This is a genomic window from Colwellia sp. BRX8-7, assembly GCF_014077275.1.
Taxonomy (GTDB): domain Bacteria; phylum Pseudomonadota; class Gammaproteobacteria; order Enterobacterales; family Alteromonadaceae; genus Colwellia_A.
Genome location: NZ_JACGVP010000004.1, coordinates 25150 through 46271, shown reverse-complemented (window position 1 = coordinate 46271; position 21122 = coordinate 25150). Strand labels below are relative to the sequence as shown.

Here is a 21122-nt window from a genome sequence, read left to right as displayed (position 1 = left end):
GATACTTTTACACTCCCAAATTAATCACGCTAAGCCACGATAGGACGATTATCTTTTGATAAAAAGGTAACCTCGATACTTTTACACCCCCAAATTAATCACGCTTAGCAAGGTTGTCTATGATTAAATTCACTTCTTCAGTGTTCACCCTGTCCATTAGGACTTAATTGGCATAATATAATTTCAAGCTTATTAGAAATAACCTTTTACTTCAGCTTAAGCTGAGTTTTCATCGTTTCTTCACTGTTAGTAAACAAGGATACTTATGCTGCACATTGAACACTTAAATTTAGTCGTTAACGACATTCCACAAACACTGACATTTTACCAAGCAGCCTTTCCTCATTGGAAAATAAGAGCTGAGGGCATTTCACAATGGTCTGGCGTAGATCGCAATTGGGTACACTTTGGTGACGACTATCAATACCTTACTTTCAACGATAACGGTATTGGAGAAAATCGAGATTTATTGGGACATCAAGTAGGTTTAGCCCATTTTGCTTTTGTGACTGATAATTTAACAGCGATAAAAAATAGACTAGTAAAGGCGGGCTTTGACGTGCATAAAGAAGGCGTTGAGCATACACACCGAGCTAATTTATATTTTCTTGACCCCAATGGCTTTGAAGTAGAGTTTGTCCAGTACTTTAGTGATATTCCTCAACAACGAAACAGTGGCGACGAGTGATCCCCCTTAAAGTATTAACTGCGTTTGTTGCGTAAAAAAAGGGCGTTACTTTATAAAGTAACGCCCTTTCTTACTAAGCAACAACAGCCGTGACTAAGCTTCGCTTTTAGCGATAGCCATCTCGGGTCTATTTTCGACTGAAGCTTGTCGACTCTCGGCGAATAACAAATAGAAACTCGGTAAAACAAACAGCGTGAATAGTGTGCCAATAAACATACCCGCCACTAAAATAATACCGATACTGTTTCGCGCTTCTGCTCCAGCTCCCGTCACCAATACTAAAGGAAAATGTCCTAAAATAGTTGCCGCGGTCGTCATTAATATTGGTCGCAAACGTGTCGTTGCCGCCTCTGTAACCGCCGCTAATTTATCGGCGCCAGCTATTTGAGCATGATTCGCAAATTCGACAATAAGAATACCATTTTTAGCGATTAAACCAATTAAGGTGATCAAACCAATTTGTGAATAAATATTAATGGTGGTTAACTCAATATAAGGTAAAAGTAATGCTCCCGACAACGCTAACGGTACACAACCTAAAAGCACCACAAGCGGGTCTCTAAAGCTGTTAAATTGTACCGCTAAAACTAAAAACACAATCAATAATGAAACACCTAATACCATCACTAGGGTACTGCCTTCTTTGCGAAGCTGACGTGATTCTCCGGCATAGTCAATACTGTAACCTGTAGGTAGCATATTTCTCGCCGCATTTTCTAGTGTTGACAGCGCTTGTTCTTTATTAACGCCTGGCGCAACGCCACCATAAACTTTAAATGAAGCCTGCTGAGCAAAAGTTGATAATTCACGCGGTACGGTTTTCCATGTTAAATCAGCAACAGCCGAAACGGGGATTAATTCTCCCGAAGGTATCTTAATATTTAACGCTAAGATCTCTTCAGTTTTACCCCGAATATTATTATCAACCATTGGAATAACACGATATGCCTTACCGTTAGCATCGAAACGGTTAACGAAGTTACTCGACAATAGAATGCCCATTTGTTGACTAATATCAGCAACATTAAGCCCCAAATCAGCAATTTTTTCGCGATCTAGTTGTAACTCAACTTGGGGTAAATCTATTTTTAAATCACTGTCTGCAAAAAGAAAATCACCGCTGGCAAATGCTGCTCCCACCAATTGATCAGCATAGTTTTTCATTTCCGCGTAGGATGCCGAAGATTTAACTACCATTTCAATTTCAAATTGTCCCGCGGTTGGTAATGAACCGGGTAATATAGGTAACATATTCAAACCGGGTATTTGCGCCAATTTGCCATACATTTCTGGAATAAGTTCTTGTGTAGAGTAATTACGATCGTCAGCACCAACCAACTCTAAGCCGCCAAAGCCACCAGAAGTGAAGAGTAATTGCCAAACTTTCAAACCACCTTCAATCTCTTGTAAGGTCTCCACCACAGGTCCCATTTGAGCAACGTTGTACGCTAATGAAGAGTCAGGTGGTGACATAACGACAAACATAACACTCGCTTGATCTTCAACAGGCGCTAGCTCTTTCTTTGATTGCAAATAAAAAGGCACTGAAAGCAAAGAAACCACAGCCGCAATTAAAAAAACCTGCCCTTGCCACTTAAAAATACGTTGCAGTAATTTGCCATAAGCCTGTTGAATATTATCAAAAAGTTTATTCACTTTTTGTGTTAACCACCCCTCTTCACCCCCTTTAGGCAAGATATGTGCGCTCATCACCGATGATAAAGTAATCGCGACAATCCCTGAAATAATGACCGCAATAGCCAAGGTAAAAGCAAATTCTTTAAATAAAACCCCAGTTAACCCTGATAAAAATCCAATAGGAGCATAGACCGCAGCTAACGTTAAGGTCATCGAAATAATGGGAACAAGTAGTTGACGTGAACTTTCTAAAGCAGCGTCAAATTTTGAATAACCTTTGCGCATTAAACGGGCAACGTTTTCCACCACCACAATCGCATCATCAACCACCAAACCTACCGATAATACAATCGCTAACACGGTTAATAAGTTAAGCGAAAAACCCATAAATGACATCGCTGCTACCGCGCCAAGTATAGATATAGGAATAGTAATAAGTGGCACCATCGCACTTCTAAATGACCCCATTAGTAAGACAACGACCAAGCCGACTAAAATAACAGTTTCCATTAAAGTAATGAAAATTTCACTTAACGCATCACGCATATAAAGTGTACCGTCGAAGGCAAAATCTATCGACATACCTAAAGGTAATGTTTTATTTAATTCGGCAATTTTACTATAAAGACTATCGCCAATATCAATTTCATTAGCGCCAGGTAAGGGCCAAATTGAGATATAAACCGTGTCACTATCATTTAGCCTTGCCGTAACGCTGGCATCTTCTGCCGCTATTTCAACACGAGCAATATCAATTAAATGAATGGTAGCACCGTCGATATTTGCCACCACTAATTGCTCAAACTCAGTCACTGACGTTAATTGACTGTTAGCAACAATATCAATGCGCTGTCGGCTATTTTCAGCATAACCCATAGTTGCAATACTGTTATTGGTTGCTAATGCTTGGTAAACCTCTGTCGAACTTAAGTTAAACACTGCAAGCGCTTCGGTATTCAACCAGATGCGCATTGCTGGCGTTCTTGCCCCTTCAATACCAACACGTTGCACACCTTCTATGGCGTTTAAAACCGGATTAACTTGTCGGGTTAAGTAATCAGTGACTTTTGATAAGTCATTACCATTAGCATTAACATTCAGATAGAAGACAGCAAAAGGACGATCTGCACGACTTACCGAGACTATGGGGTCTTGCGCACCTGTGGGTAATTCATAGCGAATTTGGCTTAAACGTGCGGTTAACTCCGCTAATGCTAAGGTACTATTTTCATTTAAGTTGAGCCACGCGGTAACTTTACTGCTGCCTGAAGTCGTTTTAGACTCAACATACTCAACACCAGGCACCGTTGCGGCAGCTCGCTCTATCGGTTCAGTAACAAAACCTTGCACCACTTCAGCTGAAGCGCCAATGTAATACGTGTCAATAACTAACGAAGCACTCTCTATCTTTGGAAACTGCAACACGGGGATCTTACTGATTGACCAAAGTCCCGCTAAACAAATAATAATAGACAAAACTAACGCGACAACAGGACGGCGAACAAAAATATCCATTACCGATGCTTTACTGTGTGAAATTGGATTTGAAGTTTTTTTCATCATAACTCGCTATTTCTTATCAGCAGTGCTCGCTGACAAAGACTCAGCGAGGTAAACTTTCATTTGTGGGAACAATTTAAATGCACCTTTTGTAGCAATTAATTGTCCTTCATTGAGGCCTGACAACACCATTACCCGGTCATCATTGCGGTCACCCAAAGTCACTTTAACTTTTTTAGCCCGATAAGCACCTTCACCCTCAGCTTCAAGTATAAAAACATAACTTCCTAGTGGATCTCGTGTTATGGCGATATCAGGTACTGATATTAGCGAAGCCTCGGCGGCAATGGGTGAATAAACACTGACTAAGGTATTAGGCTTCAATGCTAATAATGAAGACTTTATTTGTGCGCGATACTTCAAGCTACGTGAAGTCCGTTTTAATTGTGGATCAATGGCAATGATCATCGCTTCATATGACTTAAGCTGATTCATCGGTTGAACGTTAACAACAGATCCCACCACGAGTTCTTGATAAACTTGTGGTAAGTAAAAATCAATCCAGGTAAATTCGTTAATACCAATCAAGGTCAATACTTGACTGTTTTTATCTAAATATTGTCCTATTTCAAGATTGTGAATGGCCACTTTTGCATCAAAAGGCGCGCTCAGTTTTTTCTTGGCGATCATCGTTTCTAATAAGGCTACATCAGACTTAGCCAATGCAACTTCAGCTTCAGCTTGATCAACAAGTTCAGCACTAATTTCATTGTTTTTCTTTAAGACAAGATAACGACTATAGGTCTTTTTCGCTAAGGTAAGCTGTGCTTGAGCGGCAATTAACTTCGAGTCTTCATCTCGATGGTCAATTTCAATAAGTACCTGATCTTTTTTCACCAGGCGTCCTGACTGTGCATTTAACAAGGTAATTTGCCCAGCGAATTCATTATTTAATGATAATGATTTAAAGGCTTGTACTTCACCACTGACTTTAAGCATTTCTTGATAATCGACACGAACCGCTTCAGTCGCATTAACCGTTGCTGAAGGCTCAGGCATATTGACTCCCTGCGATGCTTGGGCTTGTAATGATGACTTATAAAAATACAAGCTACTGACTACTGCAACTAAAATTAGAATAATCAGAATCCATTGACGGATTTTCATAGTATTTCCTTTATTATTTCTCATGTTGTTATCTAAGCTCTGACGTAGTTAGCTGTATAGCTACTTTTTCAATATCGTCTTTACTGACTTTTTGTCGCCAATCAAAGGTGTTGATAAAGCGTTGTAAATTAAGAATGTGCACATTGTCTGTTGATAAAGAAGTGATACCCTCTTGAGCTTCACTATCTTGTTTACTGTTTCTATTGTGATGTAATCTTACCGTTTGAAAATAACCGACATTTAAAGACCATGCGCCAATACTTATCTGCTCCATGTCATTAACGCCCGACTGTAGTTCATTAGTATCGACTGCCGTTTGCAACAATGCTTTAAATGAATCCTCGCAAACACGACTACAATTAATCATATAATCAAGCCAGCGTTGCGAGCATCGCTTTATAATAGAGCGCGTATTAACAATACTTTCTAGTTGATCATCAAAACTAAACATTTGTACTTTAGAAAAATCTAGTAAGCTCAAAGCAATAATTCGTTCTGGCGTAGTTAGTGGCAATGCAAGCACTTGACTTACAACCCGATATTTTTCTTGATACATTTTTGTTGCTAAGACAATCAGCAAGTCTTCTTTACATTGCACAAATTTATAGACCGACCCCATAGATAGGCCAGCAGACTTGGCGATTGATGACATTGAAAAATCTAATAAGTTACTTTTTTCTATTGCGGTAACCGCGGCAAACAGAATTAACTTCTCTTGTTCTTCAAGGCTAAATTTTGGTGCTGGTGCCATAGAAACCTCTTTAACTTATTCGTTCGAATGATATTCGAACGCGATTATATCGTAATGTTGTTGAAATGCAATGTCCTGAAGTTAATGGCTAAAAAAACTTCGCTTAATTACCCACCAAGTTTTGTATAAATTAGCTTAAATGCTTGGTATTGTAGAAGTATAAAAATAAAAATTGAGATTTATTATGTTTCCTAATTGGCAATTGTCTGTATTGAGTATTGGTTATATTGGCCTGCTTTTTCTTATTGCCTATTTGGGAAACAAATACCGCCATAAAATTGTTCGTAAAAGTCAGGGTATTATTTATGCGCTAACACTAGGGGTTTACTGTACGTCGTGGAGCTTTTTAGGCACTACGGGCCAGGCCTCAACGAACTTTCTTTCTCATATTCCTATCTATTTAGGACCCATTTTATTATTTGTTTTTGCTTGGCCTTTTATCCAACGTATTGTGCGTGTTAGCTTAAAGTTAAACTTAACTTCTCTCGCTGATTTACTCGCCTCACGTTATGGCAAGTCACACAAGCTAGCGATTATGGTGACCATCGTCGCTTTAATTGGCACCATGCCCTATATCGCTCTACAATTAAAAGCTATTGTTTATTCTTTTCAACAACTTCAAGCTGAACAAACGTTAGTGACTTGGCGCTTTGGACTTATTTCAAGCGTAGTACTTGCTGGCTTCACCGTAATATTTGGTATTCGTCACATCGATGTTACCGAGCGCCACCCAGGTGTAATGCTTGCCATTGCTTTTGAATCGTTAGTCAAACTTTTTGCTTTTCTTGCTGTCGGTATCTTTGTGACTTTTTTTGTCTTCGACTCGCCCATGGACATTTGGTACAAGTCAGGAGCAAGTTTACAGCTAGAGCAGCAACTTAACTTTCCTAATATGATGTCGATGTTAGCGATGTTAGTTATTGTCATGGCGGCATTTTTATCGTTACCTCGACAATTTCAAGTCATGGTCGTTGAACTTAAAGACCCAAAAGATACTAAACTCAGTCGAAAAATATTTCCGCTTTATTTATTAGTTTTTGCGGTTTTCGCTGCGCCACTGGGTATCGCGGGCCAAATGCTCTTGGGTGATAGTGTCCCTTCAGATGCTTATGTTTTATTTTTACCTTGGCATCAACAACAAACCTGGTTAACACTGTTTGCTTTTCTAGGTGCTATTTCTGCTGCCAGCTCTATGGTTATTATTTCTTCGATTGCACTGAGTACGATGCTGAGTAATGAAATAGTTTTCCCTTATATTTTTCGTGCTAGCAAAGCTAAAAACACCGATTTTGATGAATTTAGAATTCGCTTGCTTAACATTCGTAAAGCACTCGTTTTTCTAGTTATTTTGCTGGGCTACGGGGTATTTTTGATGACTTCACCCGATACGCTAAGCTCATTAGGTGAAATTGCTTTTGGAGCTTTTGCGCAATTGACCCCAGCACTTGTCGCTGCATTTTACTGGCGAAGGGCAAGCTTAACTGGGGTATATGCGGGTATTTTAATTGGTTTTTCATTGTGGTTAATACTTAATTTCATTCCACAATTTGGCTTATACGAGCAGCCTTTTACCGGCGGCTTATTATCGGCTAATACCACCGTTAGCCTACTTAGCTTAACGGTTAATATTTTTGTAATGTGGGCATTATCACAAGTCAGTCGCCAAAGTGTGCAAGAGCGGGTACAGGCATCGCTATTTTTAGAGTGGCAAGCACCTAAACTACTCAATTCACAGAAAAAACGACATATTGATGAACGTGATTTAGAAGTGCTTGTCTCGCGCTTTGTTGGCGAAGGAAAAGCAAAAATTAGTTTTAAACACTTTAAGCAAGGTGTCGTGAAAAAAGAGGTTACTCATCAAGACTATAATCAACAGTTATTACTGCATACTGAAAATACGCTGGCAAGTGTTATGGGGGCATCTTCAGCACGTTTAGTCTTATCTTCTGCTTTAGATGGACGCGATATTGCCCTCGACGAAATTGCGGTATTAGTTGAAGATGCTTCGAGCCAGCAGCGTAAATTCAGTCAAAATTTATTACAAAGCGCTATAGAAAACGCCAGTGATGGTATTTCAATTGTCGATAATGAGCTAAAATTAGTCGCTTGGAACAATAAATATATTGATCTATTTTCTTACCCTAAAGAGTTAATTTACAAAGGTTGTCCGATAAAACACCTTATTCGTTACAACGCCTCGCGGGGTCTTTGCGGCGAAGGTGAAATTAGTCGACAAGTTGAAAAACGTTTAGAGTATTTACGAAACGGAAGTCCTCACAGCTCTGAACGTGAACACCCTGACGGCCAAGTGGTCAGAATTCAAGGTAACCCTTTACCCGGTGGTGGCTTTGTCATGTTGTTTTCTGACGTTACCGCCTATAAAAATGCTGAAAGAGTATTAAAAGATACCAATATTGATTTAGAAACCATTATTACCGAACGCACTAAAAAATTAGAAAAAACCAATGAAGATTTAGATGCTGCTCGTGAGAAGGCTGAACAAGCACATATTAAAAAAAGCCTCTATCTGAAAGCCTGCAGCCATGATTTAATGCAGCCATTGGAAGCTGCAAGATTATTTACCTCAGCCTTGAGTAGCCAAGGCAGTTTAAGCGAAAGCCAATTAAGACAAGTCAAAAACATCGATCATTCTTTAAAAGTTGCTAACGACTTACTGGCCGACTTAGCTGAAATAGCACGTATTGAAAGCGGTAATATCACCACGCACCTCACCACATTTTCAGTGAATGATTTATTTAAAGATTTGGCGCAAGAATTCTCAGCGGCGGCGGCTGAATATCAAGTTGAATTTAAAGTGGTCTCTTGTAAAGCTTGGATTACTTCAGACCGTAATTTATTACGCCGTATTTTACAGAACTTAATTGGCAATGCCTTTCGCTACGCCAGTCCAGGTAAAATTTTATTAGGATCGCGAACTGTTGGTCAGCAAGTTATTCTTCAAGTATTGGATAACGGCCCAGGCATTCCGCTTGAGAAACAAAAAATTGTTTTCGAGCAATTTACTCAACTAGAAAACAATCCAAGTCATGCCAGCAGAGGTTTAGGATTGGGTCTTAATATTACCCAAAGCTTTGCACAATTATTAGGACACCCGCTGTCGTTAACATCAAAAGAGCAGCAAGGGTGTAAGTTCTCACTCGCTATCACCAAAGCACATCGACAATTTAATATTAAAATTGAGCAGCCAGTCACTAAAATAGGTCTAAAAGACGTCACGGTAATGTGTATTGATAACGACCCTGATGTACTTAATGGCATGACAGAACTGCTCAGTGCTTGGCAGTGTAACGTGCTATCGGCTGAGTCTTTTGAGCAGGCAATAGCAATATTTGCACAGCATCAAAATGAAGTTGAAATTTTATTAGTCGACTACCAGCTTAATAACAATCAAGACGGCTTAACCCTTATTAAAGCGCTACGTGCAAGCAGTAATCACTATATTCCGGCAATATTAATTACAGCGACGACCGATAGTGACATTGAAGAAAAAACCCAGAAAGCCGATGTTGGCTTTATGAGAAAACTGGTTAAGCCAGCAGCGCTGCGCGCAATGATGAGTGCACTGCTAGCGAAGAAGTTACAAGATAATTATTCTGAGTAATCGTTATCACCAACGGTTGTTGATGATTGATTTTACAAACCGCTGTGAGTAATTAATTAGAGGGTTGGGCACTAACAAGCAATTGGCAAGCAATAGCCCATTGCTATTACTGGTAATTGTTAATAGTTGCGGTTAGTGATTAATATTTGGCTCAGCAACATTCAGTGGCGCAATAGCAATAACGGCTTGCGTTCTGTTACGAACATTGAGTTTACGAAAGATAGCGGTAGCATGCGCCTTAATAGTCGCTTCTGAGACATTAAGGTCGTAAGCAATTTGTTTGTTTAATAAGCCTTGGGCAAACATCATTAAAATGCGGTATTGCTGCTGAGTTAAACTCGCCACACGCTCGGCAATATTACTTTCTCCATCACCTTTACTCGCCTGAGCAAAGCTTTCTGGCACCCATACTTCTCCCGCTAAGATTTGTTGAATCGCGTAAATAATAGTTTCAACGGGCGTCGATTTAGGTACAAAACCCGCTGCGCCATATTCCATCGCTTTACGAATAGTATCGTTATCTTCATGAGCCGAGATCATCACTACCGGTATTTGCGGAAAATGATTACGCACATGAATTAAGGTGTTAAAACCATGAGCGCCAGGAATATTTAAGTCTAACAAAACTAAATCACTGTCGGTATTATTAGCGAGTTGTTGCTCAAGTTGCTCGATTGTCTGTGCTTCTAACCACTGGGTTTTATTAAACTTAACATCGAGCGCAGCTAATAACGCTTGTCTAAATAAAGGGTGATCGTCAGCAACTATTATTTTTTCTGGCTGGAACATAATTTAATCCTTAAAACTTTCTTCTTCAAGTATACGGTTTTACCAGAAAAAGTTTATTAGACCTTAGCCTAACAACACTTGTTTTGATTTAAACCGCATTATGTTGAAATTATGCGCCTTACTTGATTAAAAGTAAGGCGGTACCTTTAGCATAACAACAGAAAAAACTAAGCTTTTGCTGGAATATTCTTCAATACTTCAACCAGTAACTGCCAATAAAGCCCAACGGCTTCGACATTCACTTTTTCATCAGGTGAATGAGGAAATTTAATGGTGGGGCCAAACGAAACCATATCCCAGTTTGGATAAGCGTTTTTAAATAAACCACATTCTAAACCGGCATGGATAACCATAATCTCAGGCACTTTATTAAAAAGTGACTGGTAAGTATCACGGACAGTTTTCATAATTTTTGAATCTGTATTAGGCTTCCAGCCGGGATAAGCACCAGAAAATTCAACCTTTGCTCCTGCTAATGTAAAGACTGATTTCACCATAGACTCGGCCAGTAATCGGCCATCGTCATGTAAACTACGAATAAGAGACATAGCTACAAAATTACGCCCTTTACAGCGAACAACCCCTAAGTTAAGCGATGTTTCTACAATACCTTTAATATCGTCACTCATGCGAATAACACCATTGGGGCAAGCGTTAAGGGCGTTTAAAATTAACGACTGTGTTTTAAGACTCCAACACTGGTCGAAAACCTCTGGTGAAATAAGTAACATCTCGATATCGGTTTCAATACTGCCTAATGTTGTGCGTAACCTGTCTAAATAATCGTCCAGGCTAAGTTTAAAAGCGCTCACATCTTTTGCTGCTATAACAAAACTGGCATCAGCTTCACGGGGAATAGCGTTACGCAAGCTACCGCCATTTAAATCAACTAAACGCAAATCAAAATTTTGGCTTGCGTCGAGTAAAAATCGCACTAAAAGTTTATTTGCATTGGCACGACCCGTATCAATGTCTACCCCAGAATGTCCACCTTTTAAACCTGAAAGAGATAAGGTAAATGAAGTAAAATCTTGGGTAACATCTTCAAAAATCAATTTAAAGGTAGCTTCGGCGTCAATACCACCGGCGCACCCCATATAGATTTCACCTTCTTGTTCAGAATCGGTATTAATTAGAATATCACCCTCTAACCAGCCCGCCTCCAAGCCAAAAGCGCCGGTCATGCCAGCTTCTTCATCTATGGTTACTAAAACTTCTAAAGGACCATGAGCGATATCATCACTTGCTAAAACGGCTAAAGCTGAGCATAAGCCAATACCATTATCAGCGCCTAAGGTGGTACCTTCTGCTGTAACCCATTGTCCATCGGCTTCTTCAACCGTATAAGGTTTGATAGCATCGGTTAAAAAATCATGAACGGTATCAGCATTTTTTTGTGGAACCATGTCCATATGCGCTTGTAGAATGACACCTTGGCAGTTTTCCATACCCGCTGTAGCTGGCTTCTTAATAAAAATATTACCAACGGCGTCTTCTTTTACCGCTAAACCTTGCTCTTTTGCCCAAGCTTGGATCCAAGCTGATATCTTTTGCTCATGCTTTGAAGGGTGTGGAATACTGCATATTTTTTCAAATAACTGCCATAACTGCATGGGATGAAGCTGTGATAAATTACTCACATTTTTTCCTTAATTTTATTTTAATACTTATTAGTTTATCAACTTACTGAAATCTGTATTGCTAAGGGTTATGTCGTCGCATTTTTACCCGAAACTTACTTACCCGCCATTAAAAATTGCCATTGATCGTTAAAATCTTCGCTAGGCTTCTTGGTAAAACCTGAACGAACATACTGGCTAATTTTTCCTTCAACATAAGCGCCTAAGATATTTGCTAATGCTTGCTCTGAAATGCTAAAGCTCTTACCTTCACGCAATTTTCGTTCACGTAAGACTTGTTTAAATTGCGTTTCTAATTTTTCAAAATACTGATTAACACGTGTTCGTAATCTTTCATTTTCGCCCATTAACGCATCACCAGCCAAGATACGACACATCCCAGGATTACGCTCTGAAAAAACCAACAATACATGCAAAATATGATGACAACGCACTAAGGCTTCTTTGTGATCACTGAGGATTAAATTCACCCGTGAAAACGTTGATTCTTCAATAAAATCAATTAAACCTTCGAACATACGCGCTTTAGAAGGAAAGTGGCGATAAAGCGCAGCTTCTGATACACCCACTTCAGCAGCAAGTTTGGCGGTCGTTATTCTCTGGCCAGGACAAGTTTCTAGCATTTTTGCTAAACACTCTAAAATTTGTTGTTTGCGATTAGGTTTTTGCGCTACGGTCATAAATCGTTCTCTTATTTTTTTTCAATATAATGTTGCGAAATTAGTTGTACTAATTGCTCGGCAAGTATTTTTTTTGATGCTAACGGTAGTTCCGTTTTATTTTTATTGGAGAAAACCGTTAAGGCATTATCATCACTATTAAAGCCTTGCCCTGACAGCGCAACATTGTTGGCAGCAATCATATCAAGATTTTTTCTTTTTAATTTATCAAGCGCATAATGTGCTACATCTTGTGTTTCAGCCGCAAAACCGACGGTAAAAGGTTTTACGGATAAAGCAGCAACATCGGCAACAATATCAGGATTTTTCACTAAAATAAGTTGCATTTCATCAGCTGACTTTTTAATTTTTTGCGTTGCTACCTCACTGACTCGATAATCAGCAACCGCGGCACAGGCAACAAAAACATCGGCTTTTTTGGCAAGTTCAAGCGCTTGCTGGTGCATTTGCAATGCACTTTCCACCGCTATTTTTTTACAACCATGGGGAACGGCAATACTGACAGGACCCGATATTATTTGGACTTCTGCGCCCGCTAATTGTGCTGCTTGTGCTATGGCATAACCCATTTTTCCTGAGCTATGATTCGAAATATAGCGCACTGGGTCTATAGCTTCACGCGTTGGTCCTGCTGTGATCACCCAACGTTGGCCCGATAAATCTACCTGAGCAATCTTCGACGCTGGTTGAAAAAATTGACAGACATGGCTGACTAAAGGGTCAACATCTAACATTCGCCCTAAACCAACATCACCACAAGCTTGTGCTCCTGAGCCAGGACCAAATACGGCAACTTTTCGTGAAATAAGTTTAGCAATATTTTCTTGAGTAATTGCCGCATGCCACATTTGTTGATTCATCGCTGGAGCGATAGCAATTGGCGCACTTGTTGCCAAACATAATGTAGTTAATAAATCATTCGCCATACCGCAGGTAATACGAGCAATTGCGTCGGCAGTCGCTGGTGCAATTAGGATAAAGTCTGCCCATTTTGCTAATTCTATATGCCCCATAGCTAATTCTGCTTGGCTATCAAGCAAACTGTCTGAAACGCCATTGGCAGAAACGGCCTGTAATGTTAGTGGAGTGATAAAAGCTTTTGCCGCTGTTGTCATCACTACACGAACATCTGCGCCATTATCTTTTAAACGACGCACTAATTCTGGCGTTTTATAGGCAGCGATACCGCCAGTAATACCCAGAACTATTTTTTTACCCTGTAAAATTTGCATAAACTGCTAGTCTTAATAACGATAAGTGGCGATAAGATACCATTAATTTGCCCATTTACAAATTTGCTTTGCAAGGATGCGGTGATGTTAAAAGATTGGTTAGAAAATGAAAAACCCAGGGAAAAGCTACTACACAAAGGACCTAGCAGTTTAAGTGATGCGGAATTATTAGCTATATTTTTACGCACGGGAGTAAAGGGATGCCATGTAGTTGAGCTAGCTCAGCAGCTTTTAAAAAGTTTTGGCAGCATTGCCGCCATCTATCGCGCAACTGAGCAGGAGTTTTGTCAACATCATGGTTTAGGTGTGGCGAAATATGTACAGTTACAAGCTTGTTTGGAGATGTCAAAGCGTTATCTTAGCGAGCAATTGCAAAAAGGTACTGCGTTAACCTCTTCACAGGTGACACGAGATTACTTGATCAGTGAATTACGTGGTGAAAGCAGAGAAGTCTTTGCGGTAATGTTTCTCGACAGCCAGCATCAAGTATTAACCTTTGAACGATTATTTTTTGGCACCATTAACGCGGCAGCGGTCTACCCGAGAATAGTGGTTGAGCAGGCGTTAAAACAAAAAGCCGTCTCGGTAATTTTAGCGCATAATCATCCTTCGGGTATTGCCGAAGCGAGCATTGCGGATAAACAAATTACCAAAAGACTAGAACAGGCACTAAGCTTAATTGATATACAAGTACTCGATCACATTATTGTTGCCGGTAATCAGTGTTACTCGTTTGCTGAACACGGTGAATTATAAATAATAAATAACAGAAGGAGCTTTAGATGAATGAACCTAAACCCAATCAGAGCAGCGACGACGAGCGACGACAATCTTTTCGCTTAGATATGGAAAAAGAGTTAGTTGATATACGTTGGGTAAATGACCAGCAACAAACCGTGCAACGAAAAATTACTTGTTTGGACTTTTCGCGTGGCGGCTTAAAGCTCGATTGCGACCATGTCATTCCACTACAAACTAAAGTGACCGTCGTTTTTAAGGTAGCCAACCCCAATAGCCAAAATTTATATGGCACAGTGATCCGCTGTATTAAGCAACCGAATGGTTATTTTGAATTAGCACTACGCTTAGAAAATGAAAATGCAAAATAAAATAGTTGCACTATAATTAATTCTCGACGCGAATGTTACAACAGCAAATGTTACAACAAGAGGTAAGGACATTTTATATTATGATGATTTTAGTAGGTGGCGAAAAAGGGGGTAGTGGTAAAAGCTGTTTAGCACAGAATTTAGCCGTTTATTTTGCCCGAGATAAAAAAGCTATCGTGTTGATGGTTGACTGTGATCCACAAAGAACAACCTCTGACTGGATACAAGCAAGAAATTCTGATCCGTCGTTACCCGCGATAAACTGTATTCAATTATACGGTAAAATTCGTAACGATTTACTCAGTTTAGTACAGCATTATGATTATGTAATTGTTGACTGTGGTGGCCAAGATAACTTAGCGCTTCGTGCTGCAATGTCGGTTTCTGACCATGTTATTATTCCGCTGCGCCCTAAACGTCGAGATCTAAAAACCGTGCCGCACATGGAAGATATGCTCAGTACCTGTAAAATGGTTAACCCAAAAATGCTCGCCTCTTTTGTTATCACCCAATGCCCATCGTTGCCCAACCAAGGTAAACGAATATTAGAAGCAAAAGATGTTTGCCGCTCATATGGTATTAACGTATTAAACGCGGTAACCTTTAGTCGTAATGTTTATGATGACAGCGAAGAACAAGGCTCTTCAGTACTCGAAATAGAACCTCAGGGTAAAGCAGCAATAGAAATGACTGCTATAGCTGAAGAATTATTAGCAATGAAACCGGACAACTCACATGAGTTTAACTGACCTAAAGAAAACCACACAAGGAAATAAAAAGAAAAGGGAATTTACTGTTGACGAATTTATTGCTGACGCAGAAAATTACGCGTTAGGGCACCCTGAAATTGTTAATAGCGACAACACAAAAAATGTCTCTATTGAACAAGCCATTCTTGCTGCAAAACAGCAATTGGCAAGTAAGAATATGAAAGGAAATAAGCCCTTTCGTCATGCCACTTTCACTCTCAGTGAACAAGCGATTATCCAATTACAAGATCTCGCCAAAGAAACTAAATTAGCCAAATCACATATTATTCGTATTTTAATTAACGAACTTTGTGACGAAGAACAGCATAATAAACTGAAAAAATTGCTCGACTCAGGCATAAATTAACAACAATTTGATATTTATCTGTGCAATTATCACTCAAACCTTGCATTATACTGCCACAAAAAACAGATAAACCATTGTAAAGTAATACAATATTAAGTTAATATAGTTTTTTCTTATTAAAGGTGGCTTTCATTTTTCAGTTTCACTATAATATGCCACCTTTTTCAGGATCCCGAGGCGACGGTCTTGGGGAATAATAGTTCGACCTGGAATTAATTTTTGGAGTACTCAGAATGTCTAAAGTTTGCCAAGTAACAGGCAAAGTGCCAATGGTTGGAAACAACCGTTCACATGCAAGAAACGCGACTCGTCGTCGTTTTTTACCAAACCTTCAATCTCACCGTTTTTGGGTGGAGAGTGAAAATCGTTTCGTTAAATTACGTTTAACTCCGAAAGGAATGCGTATTATCGATAAGAAAGGTATTGATGTAGTATTAACTGACATCCGTGCCCGTGGCGGAAAAGTTTAACAACTACTTTTAGAGGAAATTATTATGCGCGATAAAATTCGTTTAGTTTCTAGTGCCGGTACTGGTCATTTTTATACTACTGATAAGAATAAAAAGACTATGCCTGAAAAGATGGAGATCAAGAAATTTGATCCACGCATCCGTCAGCACGTAATGTACAAAGAAGCTAAAATTAAGTAATTTAATTCAAGTTTTTAAAAACCCAGCAATTGCTGGGTTTTTTATTGCCTAAAATTTAGTATCATCACTATTATCGTATTTAATAATGAGTCTTTTATGAAGCTCTCTCGTACTGGTTGGAACAACGTTATCATTTTTTCAGTGATGATTTTTATTCTGGTGATTAACGTGACCAATAAAAAATTATATTCATCAACTGACCAACAAGATAATAAACAACAGACCTTATTTGCCAAACATGCTGTTATTCTATCGCTAGCGGTTAACCAGCAAGTGGCGATAGAACGCATCGGACGCACTTGGCGAGCAACACCAGCAAAAATATCAGGACAAGCATTAGAGCAAATGATGCTCACATGGCATGAGATAACAGGTGACATAGTTACTGTTCCACCCGAGCTTGACCACCAAATGGCGTTAGTTGTTACGGTTGAATTAGCCGGTGAAGCGCAAGCTCAATTACTTAATTTTTTTATTACTGATAATGAATTGCTGGTCTTTAATCCTCAGCAAAAAAGATGGTTAGCTTTTCCGTTGGCAATATTTTCACAGCTCATTCCCAATGAAATATTAGCCAGTTAACTTCCCCCTTTCACTAAAACTATAAAGAAGATCATGTCGATGACTCATCATAAAATACAAGACTGCGCGATACTGACCATGGACAACCTTGAAAATTTTGAGGCTTACGACCATTTACTTGCGCAGCCATTACTCGCGTTAGGTTGGCAAATGCACATGGTGTCATGGCATGATAAAAGTGTTAATTGGAACGACTATGCCGCCGTTATTATTCGTTCGCCATGGGATTATCAAGACGATGCGGCTGAATTTTTAAAGGTGTTAACTGATATTGAGCAATCTAGTGCTCACCTTGAAAATAGTTTACTAACGGTTGAGTGGAATATTGATAAAAAATATTTACGTGAATTAGTTAGCCTTGATGTAAATATTGTTAAAACATTGTGGCGGAAAAATTTAACGCCGCAACAGCTAGATCAATATTTTACTGAATTAAATGTTGATCAATTAGTCATTAAACCTCGTATAAGTGCAAATGCTGATAATACCTTTTGGCTAACAAAAGAAAATCATCAAACATTTTATCCACAACTTGCCCAAGCGTTTTCAGCCAGTGAGTTTTTAGTTCAGCCCTTTATGAAAAATGTTATTGATGAAGGTGAGTTTTCACTGTTTTATTTTAATGGCCACTACAGTCACGCCATTTTAAAAACACCAAAAGACGATGACTTTCGCGTTCAGGAAGAACATGGCGGTCGTTTAAGGTCAATAACACCCGAAGCAAGCTTAACAAAGCATGCAGAGCAAGCCCTTAAAGCGATAAAAACGCAAATAGGCATGCCACTGTATGCTCGCGTTGATTTTGTACGCTGTGAGCAGGGTTTTGCCCTTATGGAAGCTGAGCTAATTGAGCCTTCATTATATTTTAATATGGATGAACAATCAGCAACACGCTTTGCCAATGCTTTTGTTCATCGCATGCAAGCATTAACACTGTAATTTACTATAAACCCGATATAGAGCTACTATGCCCGAATTACCTGAAGTAGAAGTTTGCCGACAAGGCATTAGTCCCCATATTTTAAAGCAAACCGTTTCGCAAGTCGTTGTACGTAATGCAAAATTACGTTGGCCTATTCCTGAAACAGTACAAAATATGATTGGCCATAGTGTTCATGCTGTTGAACGCCGCTCAAAATATTTATTAATTAAGTTTTCACATGGTACCTTAGTTTTGCATTTAGGCATGTCAGGAACCATTAGAGTTATTGAAGCCGATACACCTATCGCAAAGCATGATCATTTTGATTTAGTCTTCGCACACGGCAAAGCGTTACGTTTGAATGACCCTCGACGTTTTGGCGCGGTATTATGGTTTAAAGACAATATTGACGAGCGAGGTTTATTAAGTAAATTAGGACCCGAGCCATTGAGTGATGACTTCACTTACGGTTATTTATTTACTAAGGCACAGAATCGCAAAGTACCAATAAAAACCTTTTTAATGTCAAACCCTGTTGTGGTCGGTGTCGGTAATATTTACGCAAATGAAGCATTGTTTAAAGCCGGTATTTTACCAACGGCCTTAGCCGGAACGATTTCTGCAGCACGTTTTGATCAGCTTACCGATATTATCAAACAAGTATTAACTGCAGCCATTGCCCAAGGCGGCACAACCTTAAAAGATTTTACTCAAGCAGATGGTCGCCCAGGATATTTTGCACAAGAATTATTAGTTTACGGTCGGGCAGGCAAACAATGTAATAGCTGCCAAACGATTCTTGAAGAAGTTAGACAATCGAATCGCAGCTCGGTGTTCTGTCCGAACTGCCAAACTGATTAAGTATCGTCGAGTGCGGCTTTTACAATAGGATGAACAAATTGACTCACATCACCATTATGCAAGGATACTTCTTTTACTAAGGTTGACGAGATAAAAGAATTTCCTTCTGATGGTGTCAAAAATACACTTTCGAGTTCAGGGGCTAAACGTCTATTCATATTGGCTAATTGAAATTCATAATCAAAATCAGACACAGCGCGCAAGCCGCGGATCAGTACTTTGGCTTGATTTTTTTTAGCAAAGTCGACTAACAAGCCACTAAAACCAACTACGGTGATATTGGGCAGATGTCGACTCACTTCTTCAATCATAGCAACACGCTGCGCTAAATCAAAACGAGGCTTTTTACTTGGGCTGGCAGCAACACCAACAATAACTTCAGAAAACAAAGCACTCGCACGTTCAATTAAATCTGTGTGGCCGTTAGTGACCGGATCAAAGGTTCCTGGGTAAATCGCTTTTATCGTCATTAGTTGTATCTTCTTTATAAACTTAAAAACATTGTAAAGGCTATTTTTAGTGAATGGAAACTTACAAAGACGAATTTGTTAAAGTATTTACTCGAAAAGCCTTTCCGTCAGTTCAATTTTGATAGTATGATGGAAAATAATACAATGATAAAAACAGAAGTAACTGACATGAAAACCCGTGATAAAATTATTCAAGCCAGCATTGAGCTTTTCAATGAACAAGGCGAGCGCAACGTAACAACCAATCATATTGCAGCGCATTTAAGCATTAGTCCGGGTAACCTCTATTATCATTTTCGCAATAAAGAAGACATTATTCTTTCCATCTACGAAGAATATGCACGTAACCTATTACTAGATACAGTCCCTTTTGTAACGCCCGAAGTAAAGCCCCTCGATACCATCATTTTATATATGGATGCTGTTTTTCAAGCACTGATGAAGTTTAGATTTTTCTACAGTAACCTGCCGGTATTGTTAGCAAAAAACCCTTTATTACATGAAAAATATGTTGATGTACAATCATCAATAGCTACCCGTGTCAGTGAGATGCTGTTGTCATTACGTAGTACTCATATGATGAAGTTTGCTGATGAAGACTTACCTGATATTGTCAGTATCTTGCGTTTAGTGAACACCTTCTGGTTAAGCTTTTATCAAACCCAAAATAAAAACATTGAAATTACTGATGCTGTTTTTTATGAAGGCGTCTTAAAAATATTAGTGATTATTCAACCTTATATCACTGAATCTGCAATGCCTGAGTTTTTAGAAGCGCGTACCATGTACCGTAAACGTTGTATGGAAGTCGCTGAAATCGCTTAATCACCAACCGCCTGATCAGTTGAAAATCAAAATATTATTCAATTAAATTTTGCATTTTTAATGCCGTTAATCACTCATTTGACTGCAGGTATCCTGCTAATAGAAGTTGCCAGTCTGATTTTTGCCAATTAAAGTTTGGCAATTTTGCTTTTTCTTTTTCAAAAGAACGTAATAATCTTGCCATATTAGCTTGCTGCCATGATTGAGCAACCGCTCGTTGTTCGCCGCGATCAAAATCAATCAACCAAACATTGTTCTCTTTATCGAGTAGGATATTGTGACTATTTAAATCATGATGATAAATGCCAGCATCATGAAAACGACGGATCACCTTGCCCACTTCTCGCCAAATGTGCTCGACTAATGGTGCTTTTGATAAAACCGCGACTAAATCTTGAGCATGTTCAATTCGAGAAGATAACAAATCAGCTTGATAAAAAAGCCCCTGTTTAATCACTCGAAAAGCAACCGGCTTTGGTGCTGGCAGTGCTAACTCCTGTAGCGTATTCAATAAATGGTATTCTTGGGCGGCTCGAGTACTATTTTGTCCCGTAAAAAAATATTTATCATTAATTATTTTGCCAATTAAACCACCACGAAAATAATGACGTAACACCCACTGTTGTTTTTCCATGGTGTTTACTTCTGGAGAGTCGTACTGAACAAACCAAGTAGTACCACGCCCTTGGGCACTGCCGGTAATGGCATTATTTTCATGCCAAAAATCACTATTAAGCATTTCAGGAGAAAAGTCATCGATTGCATTGGCGTTATAGCAACAATAAATATTAGCTTGTTGGTAAATTTTTTCTTGGTAAGGTTTTACAATTGCTGACTGTTTCAAGATAATAGACTCAATTCAAATACTTTATATGCTCTA

General features: G+C 39.1%; 21 protein-coding genes. 12 read left to right on the top strand and 9 right to left on the bottom strand.

The genetic code is table 11. The features are described from left to right. Positions 1-265: 265 nt before the first annotated feature. Positions 266-688, top strand: a complete 423-nt coding sequence (locus H4J57_RS05075) for a VOC family protein (RefSeq protein WP_182221347.1) — start codon at positions 266-268, stop codon at positions 686-688. A gap of 93 nt (positions 689-781) precedes the next feature. Here H4J57_RS05075 and H4J57_RS05070 read toward each other — a convergent pair whose 3' ends face one another. The 3 genes from H4J57_RS05070 to H4J57_RS05060 are packed head-to-tail and all read right to left on the bottom strand — an operon-like array spanning position 782 to position 5744. After that, on the bottom strand, positions 782-3886 hold the full coding sequence (locus tag H4J57_RS05070) for an efflux RND transporter permease subunit (protein WP_182242142.1): 3105 nt from the start codon (positions 3884-3886) through the stop codon (positions 782-784). Positions 3887-3895: 9 nt separating this feature from the next. Beyond that, a complete protein-coding gene (locus tag H4J57_RS05065; RefSeq protein WP_182242141.1) occupies positions 3896-4993 on the bottom strand; it encodes an efflux RND transporter periplasmic adaptor subunit in 1098 nt (365 codons plus the stop codon). A gap of 28 nt (positions 4994-5021) precedes the next feature. After that, on the bottom strand, positions 5022-5744 hold the full coding sequence (locus H4J57_RS05060) for a TetR/AcrR family transcriptional regulator (protein WP_070375426.1): 723 nt from the start codon (positions 5742-5744) through the stop codon (positions 5022-5024). Between the two features lie 184 nt (positions 5745-5928). Between H4J57_RS05060 and H4J57_RS05055 the strand changes: the two genes are divergently transcribed. After that, entirely contained in the window at positions 5929-9366 is a 3438-nt protein-coding gene (locus H4J57_RS05055; RefSeq protein ID WP_182242140.1) for a PAS-domain containing protein, read from the top strand. A 132-nt stretch (positions 9367-9498) separates the two neighbouring features. Here the strand turns inward: H4J57_RS05055 and H4J57_RS05050 are convergent, their stop codons facing one another. The 4 genes from H4J57_RS05050 to coaBC form a co-directional block, all read right to left on the bottom strand. Continuing rightward, a complete protein-coding gene (locus tag H4J57_RS05050) occupies positions 9499-10158 on the bottom strand; it encodes a response regulator (RefSeq protein ID WP_404842394.1) in 660 nt (219 codons plus the stop codon). A 164-nt stretch (positions 10159-10322) separates the two neighbouring features. Continuing rightward, the gene (locus tag H4J57_RS05045) at positions 10323-11795 is read right to left on the bottom strand and encodes an aminoacyl-histidine dipeptidase (protein ID WP_182242139.1); all 1473 of its coding nucleotides are present in this window, start codon (positions 11793-11795) and stop codon (positions 10323-10325) included. Between the two features lie 95 nt (positions 11796-11890). Further along, positions 11891-12475, bottom strand: coding sequence for a nucleoid occlusion factor SlmA (gene slmA / locus H4J57_RS05040; protein WP_070375422.1), 585 nt, complete (start codon positions 12473-12475; stop codon positions 11891-11893). Positions 12476-12486: 11 nt separating this feature from the next. Continuing rightward, positions 12487-13707, bottom strand: coding sequence for a bifunctional phosphopantothenoylcysteine decarboxylase/phosphopantothenate--cysteine ligase CoaBC (coaBC, locus tag H4J57_RS05035; RefSeq protein ID WP_182242138.1), 1221 nt, complete (start codon positions 13705-13707; stop codon positions 12487-12489). A gap of 81 nt (positions 13708-13788) precedes the next feature. Between coaBC and radC the strand changes: the two genes are divergently transcribed. The 9 genes from radC to mutM all read left to right on the top strand — a co-directional run bounded on the left by radC (position 13789) and on the right by mutM (position 18947). Continuing rightward, positions 13789-14463, top strand: a complete 675-nt coding sequence (radC, locus tag H4J57_RS05030; RefSeq protein WP_182242137.1) for a RadC family protein — start codon at positions 13789-13791, stop codon at positions 14461-14463. Positions 14464-14489: 26 nt separating this feature from the next. Further along, positions 14490-14816 carry a PilZ domain-containing protein gene (locus H4J57_RS05025; protein WP_182242136.1) on the top strand — a complete coding sequence of 109 codons (327 nt, stop codon included), beginning with the start codon at positions 14490-14492 and terminating at the stop codon, positions 14814-14816. 80 nt (positions 14817-14896) lie between these two features. Next, positions 14897-15565, top strand: coding sequence for an AAA family ATPase (locus H4J57_RS05020; RefSeq protein WP_182242135.1), 669 nt, complete (start codon positions 14897-14899; stop codon positions 15563-15565). Continuing rightward, positions 15552-15932 carry a hypothetical protein gene (locus H4J57_RS05015; protein WP_070375417.1) on the top strand — a complete coding sequence of 127 codons (381 nt, stop codon included), beginning with the start codon at positions 15552-15554 and terminating at the stop codon, positions 15930-15932. The genes H4J57_RS05020 and H4J57_RS05015 overlap by 14 nt, the downstream gene beginning before the upstream one ends. Before the next feature lie 233 nt (positions 15933-16165). Then, positions 16166-16402 carry a 50S ribosomal protein L28 gene (rpmB, locus tag H4J57_RS05010; protein WP_070375416.1) on the top strand — a complete coding sequence of 79 codons (237 nt, stop codon included), beginning with the start codon at positions 16166-16168 and terminating at the stop codon, positions 16400-16402. A 24-nt stretch (positions 16403-16426) separates the two neighbouring features. Next, complete coding sequence (gene rpmG, locus H4J57_RS05005) at positions 16427-16582, top strand: 50S ribosomal protein L33 (RefSeq protein ID WP_070375415.1); 156 nt, start codon at positions 16427-16429, stop codon at positions 16580-16582. Between the two features lie 96 nt (positions 16583-16678). Then, the gene (locus tag H4J57_RS05000) at positions 16679-17164 is read left to right on the top strand and encodes a hypothetical protein (protein ID WP_182242134.1); all 486 of its coding nucleotides are present in this window, start codon (positions 16679-16681) and stop codon (positions 17162-17164) included. Positions 17165-17197: 33 nt separating this feature from the next. Next, positions 17198-18103: a RimK family alpha-L-glutamate ligase gene (locus H4J57_RS04995; protein ID WP_259366799.1), complete on the top strand. Its 906-nt coding sequence runs from the start codon at positions 17198-17200 to the stop codon at positions 18101-18103. A gap of 28 nt (positions 18104-18131) precedes the next feature. Beyond that, positions 18132-18947, top strand: coding sequence for a bifunctional DNA-formamidopyrimidine glycosylase/DNA-(apurinic or apyrimidinic site) lyase (gene mutM / locus H4J57_RS04990; protein WP_182242133.1), 816 nt, complete (start codon positions 18132-18134; stop codon positions 18945-18947). Here mutM and coaD read toward each other — a convergent pair. Continuing rightward, positions 18944-19417, bottom strand: a complete 474-nt coding sequence (gene coaD, locus H4J57_RS04985; protein WP_070375412.1) for a pantetheine-phosphate adenylyltransferase — start codon at positions 19415-19417, stop codon at positions 18944-18946. The genes mutM and coaD overlap by 4 nt on opposite strands. A gap of 144 nt (positions 19418-19561) precedes the next feature. Between coaD and H4J57_RS04980 the strand changes: the two genes are divergently transcribed. Then, entirely contained in the window at positions 19562-20242 is a 681-nt protein-coding gene (locus H4J57_RS04980; protein WP_231907340.1) for a TetR/AcrR family transcriptional regulator, read from the top strand. 70 nt (positions 20243-20312) lie between these two features. Here H4J57_RS04980 and H4J57_RS04975 read toward each other — a convergent pair whose 3' ends face one another. After that, positions 20313-21086: a 3-deoxy-D-manno-octulosonic acid kinase gene (locus H4J57_RS04975; protein WP_220470264.1), complete on the bottom strand. Its 774-nt coding sequence runs from the start codon at positions 21084-21086 to the stop codon at positions 20313-20315. Positions 21087-21122 lie beyond the last annotated feature (36 nt).

What these genes read in the sequence shown, in the direction of transcription:
- H4J57_RS05070 (WP_182242142.1), bottom strand. Translation starts at nt 3,886, where the DNA reads ATGAAAAAAACTTCAAATCCAATTTCACACAGTAAAGCATCGGTAATG.
- H4J57_RS05055 (WP_182242140.1), top strand. Translation starts at nt 5,929, where the DNA reads ATGTTTCCTAATTGGCAATTGTCTGTATTGAGTATTGGTTATATTGGC.
- H4J57_RS05015 (WP_070375417.1), top strand. Translation starts at nt 15,552, where the DNA reads ATGAGTTTAACTGACCTAAAGAAAACCACACAAGGAAATAAAAAGAAA.
- slmA (WP_070375422.1), bottom strand. Translation starts at nt 12,475, where the DNA reads ATGACCGTAGCGCAAAAACCTAATCGCAAACAACAAATTTTAGAGTGT.
- H4J57_RS04980 (WP_231907340.1), top strand. Translation starts at nt 19,562, where the DNA reads ATGATAAAAACAGAAGTAACTGACATGAAAACCCGTGATAAAATTATT.
- mutM (WP_182242133.1), top strand. Translation starts at nt 18,132, where the DNA reads ATGCCCGAATTACCTGAAGTAGAAGTTTGCCGACAAGGCATTAGTCCC.
- coaD (WP_070375412.1), bottom strand. Translation starts at nt 19,417, where the DNA reads ATGACGATAAAAGCGATTTACCCAGGAACCTTTGATCCGGTCACTAAC.
- H4J57_RS05025 (WP_182242136.1), top strand. Translation starts at nt 14,490, where the DNA reads ATGAATGAACCTAAACCCAATCAGAGCAGCGACGACGAGCGACGACAA.
- H4J57_RS05060 (WP_070375426.1), bottom strand. Translation starts at nt 5,744, where the DNA reads ATGGCACCAGCACCAAAATTTAGCCTTGAAGAACAAGAGAAGTTAATT.
- H4J57_RS05065 (WP_182242141.1), bottom strand. Translation starts at nt 4,993, where the DNA reads ATGAAAATCCGTCAATGGATTCTGATTATTCTAATTTTAGTTGCAGTA.
- rpmG (WP_070375415.1), top strand. Translation starts at nt 16,427, where the DNA reads ATGCGCGATAAAATTCGTTTAGTTTCTAGTGCCGGTACTGGTCATTTT.
- H4J57_RS05020 (WP_182242135.1), top strand. Translation starts at nt 14,897, where the DNA reads ATGATGATTTTAGTAGGTGGCGAAAAAGGGGGTAGTGGTAAAAGCTGT.
- rpmB (WP_070375416.1), top strand. Translation starts at nt 16,166, where the DNA reads ATGTCTAAAGTTTGCCAAGTAACAGGCAAAGTGCCAATGGTTGGAAAC.
- H4J57_RS04995 (WP_259366799.1), top strand. Translation starts at nt 17,198, where the DNA reads ATGTCGATGACTCATCATAAAATACAAGACTGCGCGATACTGACCATG.
- coaBC (WP_182242138.1), bottom strand. Translation starts at nt 13,707, where the DNA reads ATGCAAATTTTACAGGGTAAAAAAATAGTTCTGGGTATTACTGGCGGT.
- H4J57_RS05000 (WP_182242134.1), top strand. Translation starts at nt 16,679, where the DNA reads ATGAAGCTCTCTCGTACTGGTTGGAACAACGTTATCATTTTTTCAGTG.
- H4J57_RS05075 (WP_182221347.1), top strand. Translation starts at nt 266, where the DNA reads ATGCTGCACATTGAACACTTAAATTTAGTCGTTAACGACATTCCACAA.